Annotated in this window: 9 protein-coding genes; 4 read left to right on the top strand and 5 right to left on the bottom strand. The window is 45.7% G+C overall.

From position 1 onward, the window contains the following. Position 1 precedes the first annotated feature (1 nt). From H6F72_RS04145 to H6F72_RS04165, 5 genes are all read right to left on the bottom strand, one after another. Positions 2–2,935, bottom strand: a complete 2,934-nt coding sequence (locus H6F72_RS04145) for a chemotaxis protein CheW (RefSeq protein WP_190432135.1) — start codon at positions 2,933–2,935, stop codon at positions 2–4. Positions 2,936–2,998: 63 nt separating this feature from the next. Further along, a complete protein-coding gene (locus H6F72_RS04150; protein ID WP_190432137.1) occupies positions 2,999–5,785 on the bottom strand; it encodes a PAS domain S-box protein in 2,787 nt (928 codons plus the stop codon). 80 nt (positions 5,786–5,865) lie between these two features. Then, positions 5,866–6,363, bottom strand: coding sequence for a chemotaxis protein CheW (locus H6F72_RS04155; protein WP_190432139.1), 498 nt, complete (start codon positions 6,361–6,363; stop codon positions 5,866–5,868). Between the two features lie 100 nt (positions 6,364–6,463). Then, a complete protein-coding gene (locus H6F72_RS04160) occupies positions 6,464–6,826 on the bottom strand; it encodes a response regulator transcription factor (protein WP_190432141.1) in 363 nt (120 codons plus the stop codon). 132 nt (positions 6,827–6,958) lie between these two features. Continuing rightward, positions 6,959–7,360, bottom strand: coding sequence for a response regulator transcription factor (locus tag H6F72_RS04165; RefSeq protein ID WP_190432143.1), 402 nt, complete (start codon positions 7,358–7,360; stop codon positions 6,959–6,961). Positions 7,361–8,228: 868 nt separating this feature from the next. On the opposite strand from H6F72_RS04165, the gene H6F72_RS29945 reads away from it, so the two are divergent. The 4 genes from H6F72_RS29945 to H6F72_RS04185 all read left to right on the top strand — a co-directional run bounded on the left by H6F72_RS29945 (position 8,229) and on the right by H6F72_RS04185 (position 17,771). Further along, a complete protein-coding gene (locus H6F72_RS29945) occupies positions 8,229–13,037 on the top strand; it encodes a PAS domain S-box protein (protein ID WP_190432145.1) in 4,809 nt (1,602 codons plus the stop codon). Between the two features lie 324 nt (positions 13,038–13,361). Next, complete coding sequence (locus tag H6F72_RS04175; RefSeq protein WP_199298874.1) at positions 13,362–14,846, top strand: protein-glutamate O-methyltransferase CheR; 1,485 nt, start codon at positions 13,362–13,364, stop codon at positions 14,844–14,846. Positions 14,847–14,907: 61 nt separating this feature from the next. After that, the gene (locus H6F72_RS04180) at positions 14,908–15,939 is read left to right on the top strand and encodes a chemotaxis protein CheW (RefSeq protein WP_190432149.1); all 1,032 of its coding nucleotides are present in this window, start codon (positions 14,908–14,910) and stop codon (positions 15,937–15,939) included. A gap of 419 nt (positions 15,940–16,358) precedes the next feature. Further along, positions 16,359–17,771 (top strand): CHASE3 domain-containing protein, encoded by a 1,413-nt coding sequence (locus H6F72_RS04185; RefSeq protein WP_242016778.1) that lies wholly within the window; start codon positions 16,359–16,361, stop codon positions 17,769–17,771. Positions 17,772–17,886: the final 115 nt, after the last annotated feature.

A 17,886-nucleotide genomic window follows, 5' to 3' on the forward strand; every position in this document is an offset into this window, starting at 1 on the left:
TTCAAAGGGCTATCCGGCTAGCGGCTAAAAGTTGGGCGAGCACTTCTAGAACCTGGGCTTCGTTGTAGGGTTTAGTGAAGTAGTGAGCCGCGCCTAACTCCTGTGCCAACTTTCTATGTTTGGCTCCGCTGCGAGAAGTCAACATCGCGACGGGAATGTGAGCAAATTGAGAATTGAATTTGAGCGATCGCAATAACTCAAACCCATCCATCCGAGGCATCTCAATATCAGCAATAATGCAATCGCATTGCAGCCCTTGTTGGAGTTGCTCGATCGCATCTTGGCCATCTTTGGCTTGCGCTACTCGATACCGCGCCCGCGTTAGGGCCAAAGCCAGGAGTTGTCGGATCGTGTAGGAGTCATCTACCACCAAAATTTGAGGTTGGGTCGCGGGCACCGGGGCTAGAATCTGTGGGCCTTTGTCGCTCATAGCGATCGCTTGGCTGGTTTGGTAGCTGAACTGTTCAACCAGGTCATCGATGTCTAAGATGACAGCTACTTGTCCATTTCCTAAGATGGTGCTGCCCACCACGCCTTTAGGTTTTGAAAGCGGCGCGGGAATTGGTTTGACTACAATTTCTTGCTGCCCCATCAGTCTTTCTACCGCGATCGCTACTACGCCCTCTCCAGCACTCAGGACCAAGATAGGAATCAAGTCCTGGGTTAGTGGATCAGGAGATGGTAAATCTGAGTCAGCCGGATGGTAGTGCAATAGATCTTGCAACCGCACCAACCGGATAAATTCACCACGCCAACGAATCATGGGCTGGTTCCCAGCCATTTGTACCTGATCGCCCTGAATGTGCAGAATCTCCTCAATCGCATCTAAGGGCACCGCCACTGTGTTGTGATCAATCCGCACCATTAAGGCTTCGGCGATCGAAAGCATGAGTGGCAATTTCAAGATAAAGCTAGTTCCTTGCCCTGGGCGAGAATCAACTTTCACAGTGCCCCGGGCTTGCCGCAGGTTAGAGCGCACAATATCCAGTCCCACCCCTCGCCCAGAAAGATTTGTGACATCCTTGGTAGTGCTAAACCCTGGCCAAAATAGAAAGTCATACAGCTCGGCGAGGGACAAATCTTGAACTTGTTCGGCAGGCACAAGACCTCTGGCAACAATTTGTTGACGAATGGCTTCCGGATCAATGCCTTTGCCATCATCCGTAACGGTAACAATAGTTTGACCGCCTTGTTGAAAAGCAGAAATTTCAATTTGACCACTAGGTGGCTTCCCAGCATTCACGCGAGCTTCAGGCAGTTCAATGCCGTGGTCAAGGGCGTTCCGTAATAACTGAACTAATGGCTCTCGCAACGCATCTAATAAGCTTTCATCAATTTTGGTGTCTCGGCCCACTAGCAGTAAGTTCACTTCTTTGTGATGGGTCAAGCACAGCTCTCGCAGGGCACGGGGTAAGTGATCGACCGCTCGGCTGAAGGGGACTACCCGTAACTGCATCACGCGCGATTGCAGTTGTTCGGTAATGCGGCGGAGTTGCTCGGTACTTTGCTCAAAGGTAAAAACCAGAGCATCCAGTTTGTCAGCCGTTTGAGCCACCGTATGGGTAGTCTCAAGCACAGACTGAGCTCTGGAATGAAACTCAGTGTATTGGTCTAGCTCTAGAGCATCGAATGTCGATGGAGCAGAGCGGCGTGAGTTAGGGGGGCTAGTTGCCAAACCAGACGGCGCGATCGCAGTTTGCCAGTCAGCCACACTCAAGCGATCATATTCTTCTCTAAGTTGGCCACCAAACTGATGTAGCTCTGCCATGCCTCGCCGAATGTGCTTGATTTCTGAGCGTAACTGTCCTCCTTGGACTTCCAAATTGGTGCGGTTAATCACCAGTTCTCCCACCAAATTCACCAGTTCGGTCAAGCGGTCCACTTCAATGCGAATCGTCAGACGTTGCCAGCTATTGAATGAAGTAGAGTCTGTACTAGGACTGGGTATGGGGGTAGCTGCCTCAGCAAAAACTGGAGTCTCTGGCCCAATGTGGTCCAGGATAGGCACGGTTGGCTGATCTAAGCGACTTTCCGCCAAGGGAGTTGGCAGTTGAGCTGAGAACTGTGGTTGCTGGGACTGGCTAGGTTCAGCTTCGAACCGCTCGTGTAACAAATTATCGGGTTCGGAACGATGAGAGGGAACGGCGATCGCGGTTGCCTGCGGTAAAACCGTAATCGGTTGTCCATTTAAGATTTGCTGACGAGCAGTCTGGAGATTTTGCGCGATCGCCCAGCCTTGCTGCTGGAATTGCTCAAAGGATAACTCTGGTGAACTGAGCAGCGCCTCCAACGTGTCGGCAACACGACCAAACTCAGGCAGTTGCAGCATACCTGCCACACCAGAGAGTTGGTAATAAATCTTAGACAGCACCTCCACCGCTGATGGGATCGTTTCAGGTCTAGCTTGAGATAACTCAGCTTCCAACTGATTCAGCACCGTCAAAATTTCGTGTTCAAAGATCGCCTTTATCACTTCATAGTTAGCAGGGGCATGTAGCGGCAAAAGAGCTGGATCTGGCACCTTGGGATAGCGTGCTTCAAGCTGAGCTTTGATTTGAGCGATCGCCTGCAATTCAGCTAGAAATTCTGCTTTACCCTGAAAGTTGCTGTTGGTGATGGTTTTGAGACAATCTACCCCCTGTAGCAAAGCTGTGATCGTCGGAGAGTCTAGTTGAGCCAGATCAACGCGATCGCGCAGAATAGCAAAACAATCTTCCAGGCCGTGCGCTGCTGTGGAGAGACCCTCAAAACCAAACATTAAGGCTGAACCCTTAATAGAATGGGCGGCTCGGAATAGCTCCTTCACGGCTTCTGAACGACGATGGGCTTGAGGATTGCACTCGATCGCTAACAAATTTGTTTCTAGAATCTGGAGAAATTCTTGGGCTTCTGCTATGAAACAACCGATCAACCTGTCTAAATCCTTTGCATTCATCGCCTAATCCCAATGGCTGACATACGAGGCACAACTAGGGCAAACGTGGGTACTCCCTGAGCATTACTGCGATCGGAAATTAGCGACCGAGCTTTGCAGTTTGTTGACGACAACGGCTAATCCATCCAAGGCCACCGTGACGTTCTCTGCTTTTTCGGCAGTATTAGTAGAGATCTCACTCACCTCCTGAATAGTGCCAGAGATATCTTCAGCCGAAGTTATCTGCCGCTGAGCCGCCTTGGTAATGTTCTGCACCAAGCCATTAATTTCTCGACTAACGTCAATAATGGCGTTCAGATTAGTTTTGGCTTCGGAGGCTAATAGGGTTCCGTCTACTACCTGCTGCGTTCCTGCTTCCATCGCTGCCATAACTCGGCTGATTTCGTCTTGGATGGTGCTGACAATGTCAGAAATTTCCTCAGTGGCTGAAGCGGAACGTTCTGCGAGCTTGCGAACTTCTTCGGCTACGACCGCAAAGCCTTTGCCTTGCTCTCCTGCTCGCGCTGCCTCAATCGTGGCATTGAGGGCTAGGAGGTTGGTCTGGGAAGCAATCTGAGAAATAGAGGTAACAATCTTGCCGATTTGCTGCGAACCTTCTCCCAAGCGTTTCATCATTTTGGAGGTCTCAGAAATCGTGAGGCGGAGGTCATTAATGCCATCGACTGTGCGATCGACCGCTTCACCACCGATTTCTGCAGTTTGAGCAGCTTGTTTAGCCACATGCTCGGCTCGATTTGCCGCTTCAGCAACATCTTGGATAGAGTTCAGCAGTCGCTCAATTTGCCGCAGGGTACTTTCAATTTGAGAAGCTTGGGTCCGGGCTTGCTGGGCTAACTCATTCGTGTTGTTGATCGAGTCTGTAGTCGATTGATTCACCTGAATAGCCGCAGATTGAATATTCAGGACAACCTTGCGCAGCGAGCTGATCAGGTAGTTAAAGGAATCGGCCAGTGCTCCTAAAGAGTCATTGGTGACTTGAGCCTTGACGGTTAAATCCCCCTTCGCAGCGCCTTTAATCTCATTCAGCAGATTGACAACTTGTTGGGTGATCGCATCTGCTTCGAATTTACGCTCTTCAGCCTGTTTTTCCAGACGTTCCTCAGCCTGCTTGCGCTCAGTCACATCAAAGCGAATGCCGATATATTTGACGATTTTGCCGTCAGTATCAAAGATCGGTGCAATCGTGGAGTCAACCCAGTAGAACGCTCCATCTTTGCGCTTATTTTTAATTTCACCTTTCCAGACTCGACCACTGGAAATCAGGCTCCACATTTCAGTAAAAAAGGGTTTGGCATGATGGCTAGAATTGACAATCCGGTGATTCTGACCTAGTAGTTCTTCGCGACTATAGCCGGAGATCTCACAGAACTTGTCATTGATAAAGGTAATGTTTCCTTTGCGATCGGTTTCGCTCACAATGGCGGCTTCGTCTAAAACATTTTGCCGATTTTTAATTTCTTGAACTAGACTTACCTGGGCTAATGCCAAGGTTTGCAGGCGTTCTTCTGCTTGTTTGCGTTCTGTGACGTCAAAGCGTACTCCAATGTAGCCAGAGATATTACCTTTGCTATCAAACAGGGGCATAAGAGTGGAATCCACCCAATAGAAGGAGCCATCCTTGCGCTTATTTTTAATTTCGCCGCGCCATGTTTTGCCATTGGCAATAGTCGCCCAAAGCGCTGTAAAGAATTCTTTGGAATGCGTTCCAGAATTGACAATCCGATGATTTTGGCCTGACAGTTCTTCGCGGCTGTAACCAGAGATCTCAGAAAATTTTTGATTGGTGTAGGTAATGAGTCCTTGTCGATCGGTCACTGACACGATCGCGGAGGCATCTAAGGCTTTTTGTTGATTGCGTAATTCTGTAATTAATGTTTCTAGCCGAGCGCCCATTGAGTTGACTTGATCGCCTAGCTCTTGCAGAAAGCTGGGGGCTTGAACATTAGAGATGCGAGCATCTAGCTTGCCTGCCGCCAAGTTCTGTACTATCTGAGCGATCGCATGGACCTGTCGTTGCCATTGAGTTTGTTCTTTTTGCTGGCGCTGTGCTTGCTCTTGATTCTGCTGCACCAAGCCTTGGATTCGCTCTGCTAAGTGATTGACCCCAGCTCCTAGCGTGACAATTTCCTGGTTGCCTGCTGCGGGTACACGGGCGCTCAAATCTCCTTGGCTGATTTTTGTGGCGACAGCGGCGGCTGTCAATAAAGGGTGAATCGTTTGCCGAGATAGGCTTGTGGCGATCGCGCCCGCGACTGCTGCGATCAGTCCTGTTGCCACCGATAATGTGATTAAACAGGATGGCTGCCCTGCGGTTGCATCAGGTTGGGTGGTGAAATAAGTAGTTGCTCCGATGGCTAGCATTCCCAGCAACAATATAGGCACAATGCTGAGGCTTAGAACGGTAATCATGACTTTTCGGCCAAACGGCGGTGGGCCTAAAGGCTGCTCTGGCGAGTGACCGAACATCACAGGTTGAGAGGCAGTTGGCGCTGCACCGTAGTTGAGGTTGAGTAATCCTAGCTCGCGGGCCAAAATCAAGCGTTGTTCATCTGCCAGCATTTCATCTCGGAGTCGGCTGGAGTTGATTTCTGAATCTGGAGCAGCGTGAGATTCTGTCACTTCAGCAGCAGGCTCGAAAACAGTCCGAGGCGGAGCCATAGGAATAGCACTATAGGATGTAGCATGCTCAGAGGCATATATTGCCCTCTGGTAAGCGCGGGCGAGCCAGTAGTGAAGATTGGCATCTTGCGGATTGTCTGCTTGTACTTGCTCTAGCAATGCGATCGCTTCTTGATAATGACCCGACTGAAGAGCACGAACACCAGCTTCTAAACTTGGATGAACAGACATGAGGGCAGCCTCTAGAGGAAATAAATAACCAGTAGACAGTAAACAGGCAGTCAACAAACAGGCAGTCAATAAGCAAATGCTTACCAGTGCTGGGATTGAGCGATCGCTTCTGCATCTAAGATCATTAAGAAGCGGCCCTCGTAGTCATATAGCCCTTTGAGTACTGGAGCTAGCTCTGGGCTCACGTCCATAGCAGAAACAATTTGATCTGGATGGAGCGAGACAACTCCCTCAACCTGAGACACCGCTACGCCTACATGTAACGGCAGCAACTGCATATTTTGCGGATCAGGAATTTCTAGAACCAGAATTCGGCCCTGAGCTCGCTGCAATTCCACTACTCCGATGTTGCTCAAACCACCAAAATCTGCAACCACTAAAATTTCCCCTTGCAGGTTAGTTAAACCCAAAACAAAAGAGGCAGTATTAGGAACTGAAGCTAGTAATTGATCTTTTAAGAAGAGAACTTCACAGACTTTAGTCAGCTCGATCGCGAAATAGCTGTCTTTTTGACGAAACAAAAGAAACTGCTGAACGGTAGCAGGCGCAGCAATAGCAGGCACAGGAAGAACAGTCATTGCAAATAGCTACTCTGAAGGATATTAAAACAATTAACCAAGCTTCAAAAATACAGAAGTTTCTATAGTGTCCGAGCAAAGATTTACCAAAGCTCGGAATTCACAAAAAGCGTTGCACAATGTTAAGCAATTGCCCTGAATCAAAAGGCTTAGTCACATAAGCATCTGCACCAATCTCCATACCCCAGATCTTGTCAATGTCAGTATTTTTTTGAGTACATATAATGATCGGGAGCTTCTTGGTTTTGTCGTCTTCGCGCAATTCACGAATTACTTCAAAACCATTAATTCGCGGCATAATCACATCTAAGATTACGAGGTCAGGTAGCTCTTGCTCTTGTAGTTTTTTAATGGCTTCTTCACCATCGTGAGCCTGTACTACGTCAATGCCAGAACTCCGCAAAACACTAGAAATTCTCTCTAGTTCGCTATGTAGGTCATCAACCACTAATACTTTGCTCATTCTTCCACCTGTAATACTTCTGCACTGACTCAACTCAATTAGATTCAATCATTTCAAAGCTAGTAAAATCTATCATTCACTGATAATTTCCAAACACAAGTAGCTCCGTTCCTAGGGTGCTGCTACTAAAATTTAATTTTTAAGTGAATTAACTTCAATCAGCCTTTCAATAGTTTGGAGTAACTGACAGGCATTAAAAGGTTTAGTTAAGTATTCAGTTGCACCTGCTAGCCTACCTTGAACTTTGTCAAAGAGGCTATCCTTGGCCGTTATCATAATGATAGGTAGCTGATGGAATTGAGGTAAATTCCGAATCGTGCGACAGAGTTCTAAACCATCGATTTCTGGCATCAAAACATCTAGTAGCAAAATGGAAATTTGCTCATGATAAATTGCTGCCAACGCATCAACCGCATTACTCAGCGCCAGAACTCGATATTTAGGTGATAAAGCTGTCTGGATTAAGTCTCGAATTACAGCACTATCATCTACTACTAGAACAGTATGTATCGAATCTGGAGAAGAGGATGGCATAAGTTCTGCATAACCATCACGATTGATGGGGCGATCGCTGTCAGTGGAATAGTATTTGTATATTAGAAAAGCTGGATTTTCAGCTACAACAAAATCAAAAAAAGACAGAACAGAAACTTAATATTTGCTTAATCTTTGAGTTGTTCAAGCTGATGCCTGATTAGAAAGCTGCAAAATAAGTCAAATCTTAGTTTCTATCCTGTCTTGAGCTTCACTTCAACTAAAGTTATAAATTCCCTATTCAAACTTTAATTATCTTTTGCTTAACATATCCTAAAAATACGGCGACTTGGCTTGCAACTTAGCTTTGCCCTAAGTTGAACTACTGACTAATACTGTAATAGCTGGCCTCTAAGTAGTAAAAACAGCAGTTGACTAAGCAGAAAAATAGAACTTAATTTGCTTAGAGTTAGCGATCGCACAAACTCTAAAAATGAATAACAATCAGAGCTTCAGCTTTTGCTCATACTGCTGCTTATTCAATCAGAGCTTGATCGGTAGAGCACAAGTGCAAATATAAAGACAAATATAAAGTGGCTGTGCTTTTGGTTCTTGTTAGTAACTTTTAGGGCATCATAAATCAGAGTGAAAGTGCCCTGGGCCTGGTTGCTAGCAAAGGTTAAATGTCTAATCTTTAATAACTGTCCCAGTGTTGATACGGAGGCTAAATCATTGGCTCCAGTTAGTTGCGATCGCAGATGTGTAGCGATGCTAAATCCTTATCCCTAAACACAACCCAACGACCCTTGTTAGTTAGTCCCGAAATTTGAATATCAATGTTCTGTGACATCTGTGATGACAGTCAAGCTGCACCGCAGATCAGGCGCTCAGCTAGCACAGGACTCAGCCAGTAGGTAGCAACCAGTTTATGCAAGCACCCATCCCTAGCAACGAATTAATTAGACTAGCGGCTTTGAAGCAGTATCAAATCTTGGATACTGCTCCTGAAACTAGTTTTGATGACATCACCCGTTTGGCTGCTCATATTTGCCAAACCCCGATTGCTTTGGTGAGCTTGGTCGATGAAAATCGGCAATGGTTCAAATCTAAAGTTGGGTTGACAGCCTGTGAGACCTCACGAGAAGTTGCCTTCTGTGCCCATGCGATTTTGCAACCGCAGTTGTTCCTGGTTGAAGACGCTTTACTAGATGATCGCTTCGCGACTAATCCTTTAGTTGTTGATGCTCCCCACATTCGTTTTTACGCGGGCGCACCTTTAGTCACTCAGGCAGGATTTCCTTTGGGGACGCTCTGCGTGATTGATTATGAACCCCGCACCTTAAGTCCGGAGCAACAAGACGCACTGCTAGCCCTGAGCCGTCAAGTGGTGACGCAATTAGAGTTACGGCTCAATCTCCAAGCTTTGACTCAAGCTGTTAGCGATCGCCAGCAAGCGGAGAAAGCCCTTGAGGAAGAGCGCACTCTCCTCGCCACCGTATTGGATTCCACGGATGACCTAGTTCGCAACTTTGTTTCTACCGTGCTAGAAACAGCTAATGCTTTGGTGGTGGTGCTCAATCCTCAAGGTCAAGTTCTTCGGATCAACGAAGTCTGTACAGCGACAACTGACTACACCTTTGAAGAAGTCAAAGAAGAGTATTTCTGGGACTGGTTTATTGCTCCCGATGAAGGAAAGCAGGTCGAGGCTATTCTACAGAAATTGCATTGGGGAGATGCAGCCAGTCAGTATGAAAGCCAATGTCTAACCAAGTCAGGACAGCACCGCACGATTGCTTGGTCACACACGGTTTTGTTAAATACAGATGAATCTATCAAGCACATTATCTGTACAGGCATCGATATTACAGAGCGGAGAAATGCTGAAGCGGAGCGCGATCGCTTCTTTACGCTCTCGCTCGACATGCTTTCTATTGCTGATTTTGACCACTATTTTAGATACCTCAGCCCAGCTTGGGAAAAGAACCTAGGTTTTACCAATCAAGAGTTATCGGCTCATCCCTGGAGTGAATGGATACATCCAGACGATCAAGAAGCTACCGCAGCAGAACTAGAAAGATTGAAATCAGGTCTAGAAACACTCTGCTTCGAAAACCGCTATCGCTGCAAAGATGGTTCTTATAGATGGCTTTCTTGGAAAGCTACGCCTTTAGTAGAACAGCGATTGATTTATGCGGTCGCTCACGACATCACAGAGCGTAAAGCTTCCGAAGCAGAAATACGGCAGACCCAAATGTTTTTAGACTCGATCGTCGAAAACATTCCGCACATGATCTTTGTGAAAGATGCCAAAGAATTCAAGTTTGTTAAATTCAACAAGTTCGGCGAAGAGCTGACGGGTCTTTCTAGAGCTGAAATGATTGGCAAAGATGATTATGACTTCTTTCCAGAATCAGAAGCCGACTTTTTTAGAGCCAAGGATCTAGAAGTAGTACAGGTTAAACAGTTAGTTAATAGTTCGGAAGAAAAGATTCGCACCAAGCACCGAGGCTCAAGAGTTTTACATACCAAAAAAATTCCTTTACTAGATGCCACTGGAAACCCGCAGTATCTATTAGGGATCTCGGAAGATATTACAGAGCGCAAGCGAGCCGAAGCAGCCCTACAGGAGAGCGAAAGGCAGTACCGCTCTGTGGTCGAGAGTATTAAAGAAGTCATCTTCCAACTGAGTGTGGATGGTCGCTGGACTTTCCTCAATCCTGCTTGGACAGAAATTACTGGATTCTCTTTGGGAGAATCGATTGGCAGCCCCATTACTGACTACTTGCATCCGGATGAGCATGAGTCTACCCACGCCCAACTGCAAGCGATCGTGAGAGGAGACATAGAAGCTTTTCGGCAGCAACTCCGCTTTTTCACCGAAGCGGGCGAACTTTGCTGGCTAGAAATCTATATGCAACAGATGTGTGCAGCAAATGGCACCGTGATGGGTGCATCTGGCACGCTGAATGATGTGACGGAATGGGTGCAAGCCCAAGCGGCCTTAAAAGAGAGTGAGGCCAACTTCCAAAAGATGGCGATCACGATTCCTGGTATGGTTTACCAGTTTCTCCTGCGCTCCGATGGCTCGTTGGCTTTTCCCTTTATCAGCCCTGGGTCACGCGAATTGCTGGAGTTGGAGCCAGAAGTCATTCAACAGGATGCTGATGCCATTTTTAGCCTAGTCCACTTAGAAGATCGCCCAGGTTTAGATCAATCTATTGCAGTTTCAGCTCAAACCTTAGGGTCGTGGACCTGGGAGGGAAGATTTGTTTTGGCCTCAGGCCAGGTGAAATGGATTCAAGGGGCGTCATGTCCGTCTCGGCAAGCTAACGGAGATCTCCTGTGGAATGGCATCTTGATCGACATCAGCGATCGCAAATGGGCCGAGGAAGAGCTGCAAAAGTCGAACAAGCGCATCATCAATATTTTAGAGAGTGTCACTGATGCGTTTTTTGCGCTCGATCGCGATTGGCGCTTTACTTACGTCAACTCGCAAGCTGAGCAGATCTTATTTAGAGATCGAGCCGAGTTGATTGGTCAGCGGATTTGGGACCAGTTACCGGAGACTGTAGGATCTACATTTCACCGTGAGTATCACAGAGCTGTGAGTGAGCAGGTAACGGTACATTTTGAGGAATTCTACGCACCTCTAGAAACGTGGTTTGAGGTGCAGGCGTATCCTTACCAAGATGGCCTCTCGGTTTATTTCCGAGATGTAACGGCTAGAAAGCAAGCGGAAGTAGCTCTGATTGAGCGATCGCGCCTCTCAACCTTAAGCGCTGAAATCGGGATTGCCTTAGCCCATGGCGGAGATTTACCAGAGGTGCTGGATCGCTTTGTTAACGCCGTAGCTCAGCAACTCGAAGCCGCCTTTGTACGCATCTGGACCTTCAACGCCGATACGAATTTATTAGAGCTACAGGCGATCGCAGGACAACACAGCCATACAGAAGACTTTCCCAGTTTGATCTCTTTGGGCATCTCTATTGTTGGCTTCATTGCCCAAAATCGTACGCCTTACTTAAGTCATGATGTGTCCAAGGATTTGTGCATTGGAGCTACCGAGTGGGTGCAGCAAGAAGGGATGCAGACCTTTGTAGGCTATCCGCTGATTGTGGAAGATCGGCTCGTCGGAGTGATGGCGCTCTTTAGTCGCAAGGTGATTACAGACACAGTCCAGAACTTTTTAGGCTGGGTAGCCAACAGTATTGCAGTTGCGATCGACCGAGCTTGGGCGCGAGAAGAGTTGCTGAGTCGGCGTGAAGCTTTAATGTTGCGCTTAGCCAATCAAATTCGTAACTCCCTCGATTTAGACACCATTTTAGAAACGGCTGTCACTGAAATTCGCAGTTTGTTAAAGATTGATCGGTGCCATTTTGTTTGGTGCTGGCCGCATCCAGAGCAACCCACTCTAGCCGTCACTCATGAAGCTCGGCATGCCACTCTCACTAGTTTGTTAGGAGATTTTCCGCCCCAGTACACTGATTTGGTCGTGAGACAAGTTCTGAGCGCCGATGTCATTCAAATCGATGATGCTAGCAATGAGCAGAACATCGATGTGGATGTGAAAGCTCTGTTGTCCCATTTAGGCATGACTTCGCAATTACTGCTCCCCTTAGAAACTCGTTCGGGACAATTTGGAGCCATTGTTTGTAGCCATGCAAGTGGCCCTCGGCATTGGACTGAGGTAGAAGTAGAGTTGTTGCGAGCCGTGACAGACCAACTGGCGATCGCGATTGATCAAGCCGAGCTGTATGCTCAAACTCGTGCTGCTGCCTTTGCAGCCCAGATGCAAGCAAAACAGTTGACAGAGGCGCTACAACATCTCAAACACACTCAAACTCAACTGATTCAGACCGAAAAGATGTCTAGTTTGGGTCAACTAGTGGCTGGGGTAGCTCATGAAATCAACAACCCGGTGAACTTCATCAGCGGCAATCTCATCTACGCCGACAACTACATCCAAGACCTACTCGAACTACTGCATCTGTACCAAAAATGCTATCCCGAGCCTGTGGAGAGTATTCAGCAGCAGATAGAAGAATTGGATGTTGAGTTTATGACAGAAGATTTATTGAAGCTGCTTTCCTCTATGAAAATGGGGGCAGACCGCATCCGCCAAATCGTGCTGTCGTTGCGCAACTTCTCCCGCTTAGATGAAGCCGAGATGAAACCAGTCAATATTCACGAAGGCATTGATAATACCTTATTAATTTTGCAAAACCGCCTCAAGCCTGCGGGAAGTCATCGAGGCATCGAAGTGGTGAAAGAATACGGAGAACTGCCTTTGGTGGAATGTTACGCAGGCCAGTTAAATCAAGTGTTTATGAATATTCTTGGCAATGCAGTGGATGCGTTAGAAGAACAGCCACAACTGGGTCAGATTACAATTCGAACCGAACTGCTCACTCCTGAATTAGCCGCAGCTTCAGAACTGTTAGGCTTAGCAACCACTAGTTCTAGTCCGCAAGTTTTGATTCGCATTAAGGATAATGGTCCTGGTGTGAGTGAATCTGTAAGAGGACGTTTATTCGATCCATTCTTCACGACAAAGCCAGTAGGAAAGGGTACAGGTTTAGGGCTTTCCATTAGCTATCAGATTGTTGTAGAAAAGCACGGTGGCACGCTTCAGTGTGTTTCAGAGCCAGAGCAAGGGTCAGAGTTTTGGATTCAAATTCCGATCACTCCTCCTGCCGCTCTAAGACCCGTAGAAACCACCACAGTTGATGTCGCCTAAACAAAACTAGACGGCAGTAGTTTCTACATCCACAGGCCACATCCACAAATCACATCCACAGGATGACGGCATAAGCTAGTTTAGACTCTACCGCAGCGCTCTCTCGTTTATTAGGTAACTAATAGAAGTTAAGCTCAATACTTTTGGATTTTTCTACTGCTACTTCCCTAAAAGTAGATAGTGATAACAATCAAGACCTTATAACTTATGCCTCCAATTCAGGATAAATTTCAGCAAGCTCTTACTGAATTGATCGCAGCACGGACAGGATTACAAATTCGTCTGCAAGATCAGCCTAATATTTACAAGAAGATTCTCAGCAGAATGCAGAGCCTCAAAATATCTGAATTGGCTCAATATTATAAGCTTTTAGAAATGCCTACGCCTCAAAGCGATCGCGAATGGCAAGAATTAATTATTTTGTTAACCACAGGCGAAAGTTATCTATTTCGTGACCAAGGACAAATTACTTTACTAAAAAATAAAATATTACCAGAACTAATTGACTACCAAAAAGATTTAAAAGTTAAGCAAGGAAAATCTAAAGCTTCACTCAAAATTTGGAGTGCTGGGTGTTCTACGGGGGAGGAAGCTTATTCGCTGGCAATCTTGGTGCATGAGTTGTTGCCAAGACAAGATGACTGGAACATCACTATCTTAGGAACTGATATTAATCCTGAAGCGATCAAGAAAGCTAAAAAAGGTAGCTATAGCTCTTGGTCTTTCCGAACGTTTGGCGCTGAATTACAGCAACAATATTTTTCTCCTCATCGATCCGGATGGGAGATCAATCCAAAAATTCGAGAAAGGGTGACGTTTTATCCAGGGAATTTGATTCAAGATAAACTTCCTAATCCTCTATCTGATATTTGTGACTTAGATTTAATCCTTTGCCGTAATGTATTTATCTATTTTGATGCTGCGGCGATCGCGGTAGTTTTGCAAAAATTTTACAATTGCTTGAGGCCTGGTGGCTATTTAATTACGGGCCACGCGGAGCTGTACAATCAAGAACTGACTCAGTTTCAAACCCGAATCTGGCCAGAATCGGTGGTGTATCAGCGCCGTATTTTATCCACTGAACCCAATGCTAATCCAGCCAGAAGTCAGGCTCATCAGCTAGGCTCCCAAGAATTCAAACTTCAGCGAGCGCCCACCCAAGAAGTTAAGCCCATCGGGAAAGAGCCATTGCAAGCAAGTTCGCTCCCCAGCCTTGAGGTAGGTTATAAATCCACTCACAGGACAGTTGGTGAGTTAGATACAAACTCGCAGGCTCACTCTAACGCCTCAACCAAAATCCACTTGGCCCTATATCAAGCGTCGCTCACACAAGCCGAAAATTTGTTGAGAGATGGTCTGTGTGTATTAGCTCTGCAAGCAGCAAGCCAAGCTATTAAGTATGACTCAATTAGTTTCGATGCTTATTACTTAATGGCTCAGGCCCATGCTAACTTAGGGCAATATCAGGAGGCAAAAAACTACTGCCAAAAAGCAATTTCCTTAGATATACATTCTATTAAGCCTTATTACTTACTAGCTAAAGTGTCTGAAGAAGAAGGAGACATTGAGTCAGCCAAGTCTATCTTAAAAAAAATTATCTATTTAGATCCTAAGGCGATCGCTGCTTATCTGGATTTAGGCGCAATTTATGCAAGAGAAAATGACATCATTAGGTCTACAAAAATGCGTAGTACAGCATTAGATCTCTTGAAGGAAATTTCTTCTGATACAACTGTAGAATACCAAAATCATTCAGCAGCAGGTGACTTACTACTCTACGTCAAGAAGTTATTGAATAAAAATACTTAACTAAAATTACTTGACTATCATTTCTTAAATCTTAAAAAAATTACTCATCTGTTATAAACCAATGTTGCCGACTCCCTATTTAGTCTTCAGTTTACATGGTTCGCTCTATGGGCTAGAAGCTAACCTAATTCAGGAAATCTTTTATCTACCAGAACTCACAACGGCTGTAGAGATGCCGCCAGATTTTATTGGCTTGATTAATCTTCGGGGCAAAGTGCTGCCTGTTATGGATCTGAATCGTCGGTTTGGGCGGCAACCTCAGGATTATCAGCTTAGCGATAGTATTATCGTGCTGGAGTGGCAGGAGCTAATGATTGGCATTTTGGTCAATCAAGTTGATGAAGTTAAAAATCTCGATTTGGCCAGTATTGAGGTAGCAGTTCCTTATGGTAGAGAGGCAGAAACTACATCGAGGTTCACCGCTGGGATTGCCAAGGTTGATGGCGAAATTATTACTATTCTTAACCAGAAAAATTTAGTGCGGTATCCCTCAGTAAACGAGGTTTTGACGTCCTTAGAGGGGGCAGTAGAGCCAACAAGCCACTCGACATCAGAGTTCTGCCCTCATCTCACCGCAGCCGAAAAAGCCATCTTACGGGAACGAGCCGCAAATTTATTACAGTTACCTCAGAATCAAGATTTTACGGGATTGATTCCACTTGCTGTGGTGGGGCTGAATGGAGAATATTTTGGCCTAGATCTCAAGTTTGTCCGTGAATTTACAGATATCCGCAAAATTACTCCAGTTCCCTGTTGCCCAGATCATATTATTGGCAATATGAACTTGCGTGGTGAAATTGTCACACTCATTGATGTTCGCAGCCTCTTGAATTTAGCGGGCAACCCCAGTCATTCTGGCATGAAAGCCATGATCGTGGACATTGACGGACTAATCGCTGGAATCACTGTAGATGAAGTATTTGATGTGAGTTATCTTCAGCCCGGTGAGCTAAAAGCTGTGCCCACGACTCTGTATTCAGAAGGTAGTAATTTTCTTAAAGGTACAGCTTTCTATCGGGAAAAAATGATGGGAATTTTAGATATGTCAAAAGTTTTAGATCAAGGTAACTTATTCGTGGAAGAAGAACTATAGATTTCTTGATTAAATTTCAACTTTCACTTGATTCTAGTTTTAACTCTTATTAAGAGCTGTATTTTCAAGTTTTTATCGCAGCCTATTTCTTTAAAACAAATCTAAAAGAAACTATTTCTAATTTTTAGTATCGTGAAATTTTATCAATAATCTATAGTTTTTAGGCAGGAATGGGATTTCTTAAAGAAGTCAAGCTTGACTGAATATTGCTTTGTGGTCAGTGAGCCATGAATTTAATGTCTTTTGTTTAAATTAAAAATTAAAAACAGTGTAAATACTGAGATTCACTGGAGTTTGTGAAATCTTTAAAAGTGCTCCGATGTGCAAAATATTAAGTAGTTGTTTTAGGCAAAGCGATCGCCAGAAAAATACAATAATTTGTACTGCAATCATAAAAATGCTGAGCCATAGGAAATAAAATGCTGCACAACAACATGAAGTTGAGTCGAGTTGTACCCATTGGATTTGGGACTATTTTTGCCCTGATGATTGGTGTTGGTTTGGCCTCAAAGCTAAGTATGCAGGTCTTGGCTAACTCAATGGCATCGGTTAACCGCACCTATCAAATTAAAGGAAGTCTTCAAGAGCTAGAAAAGTCTTTGATTAATGCTGAGACCGGCCAACGTGGATTCATTTTTACAGGCAAAGAAGAGTTTCTAGAACCCTATAACGCAGCGACGACCAGCCTTCCGACTGATATTAGTCAGTTGAGAAGTAAACTTAGCAATGAAGAGCAAAAGCGATCGCTGGTTGAGGTCGAAAGATTAACCCAGCAAAAATTAGATGAGCTGGCCCAAACCATTGCACTCAAGCGCCAAGGCAAAGAACAGGAACTCAGAGCTTTAGTTTTGTCTGGCCTAGGCAAAACCGTGATGGACAACATTCGCCGCGAGCTTAACAAGATGCAATCCGTCGAGGATGACCTATTGGTCCAGCGGCGGGCAGCAGCCACACAAGCTGAGCAACTTGCCTCTTTGATCTCCCTAGGGGGAACTTTAGTGGCAATTATTTTAGGCTCCTCAGTAGCGATTTTTATTGCGCGGCGGGTAGTCCAGCCGATTAATCAAGTTGCAACCGCGATCGCTAGCTCTGCTTCAGAAATTGCGGCAGCCGTTGAGCAGCAGGAGCACACGGCTACCCAGCAAGCCGCAGCCGTCAGCGAAACCACAACCACAATGGATGAGTTGAGTGCTTCTTCCCGGCAGTCAGCTCAGCAAGCTGAAGCAGCAGCAAACAGTGCCCAACAAGCGCTTATTTTGGTTGATGGCAATGGTTTAGGTGGGCGGCAGGGAGGAGAGCATAATTCTAGCCTGCGCGACAAAGTAGGACAGATTGCTGAGCAAATTCTGCGCTTAAGTGAACAAACAAATCAGATTGGCAGCATCTCCAGCTTGGTTAGCGATCTAGCCAACCAAACTAATATGTTGGCCTTGAATGCGGCTGTAGAAGCAGCTAGGGCGGGAGAACATGGCAGAGGTTTCGCTGTAGTCGCTGCCGAAATTCGCAAGCTGGCTGATCAAAGTCGTAAGTCAGCAGAACGAATTAGTTCGCTTGTTTCTGATGTTCAAAATGCAACGAACTCTACCGTAATGGTGGCCGATGAAGGCACAAAAACTGTGGAGGGAATTGTGACGGCGATGAACAATATCACTGTCAATAACCAACAGATTTCGCTGACTGCAAAACAACAGGCGATCGCGATTGAGCAAGTTGTAGATGCAATGATTTCTCTCAATCAGAGAGCCCTAGAAACAGCGAGCGGTATTAGTCAAACCAAGGCCAGTACGCAAAAACTGAACGAAGCTGCCTACGACTTAAAGGTAGTGGTGTAGTGAATTCATTTAAATGGAATTTATTTCATGTTTGAAGGTATGACCCTGCGAATTAAGCTCATTGGTGCATTTCTTTTTAATGAAGCAGCGTCGCATTGGAAGAATTTAATCTAGA

The organism is Trichocoleus sp. FACHB-46 (genome assembly GCF_014695385.1).
In the GTDB taxonomy this organism is placed as follows: Bacteria; Cyanobacteriota; Cyanobacteriia; order FACHB-46; family FACHB-46; genus Trichocoleus.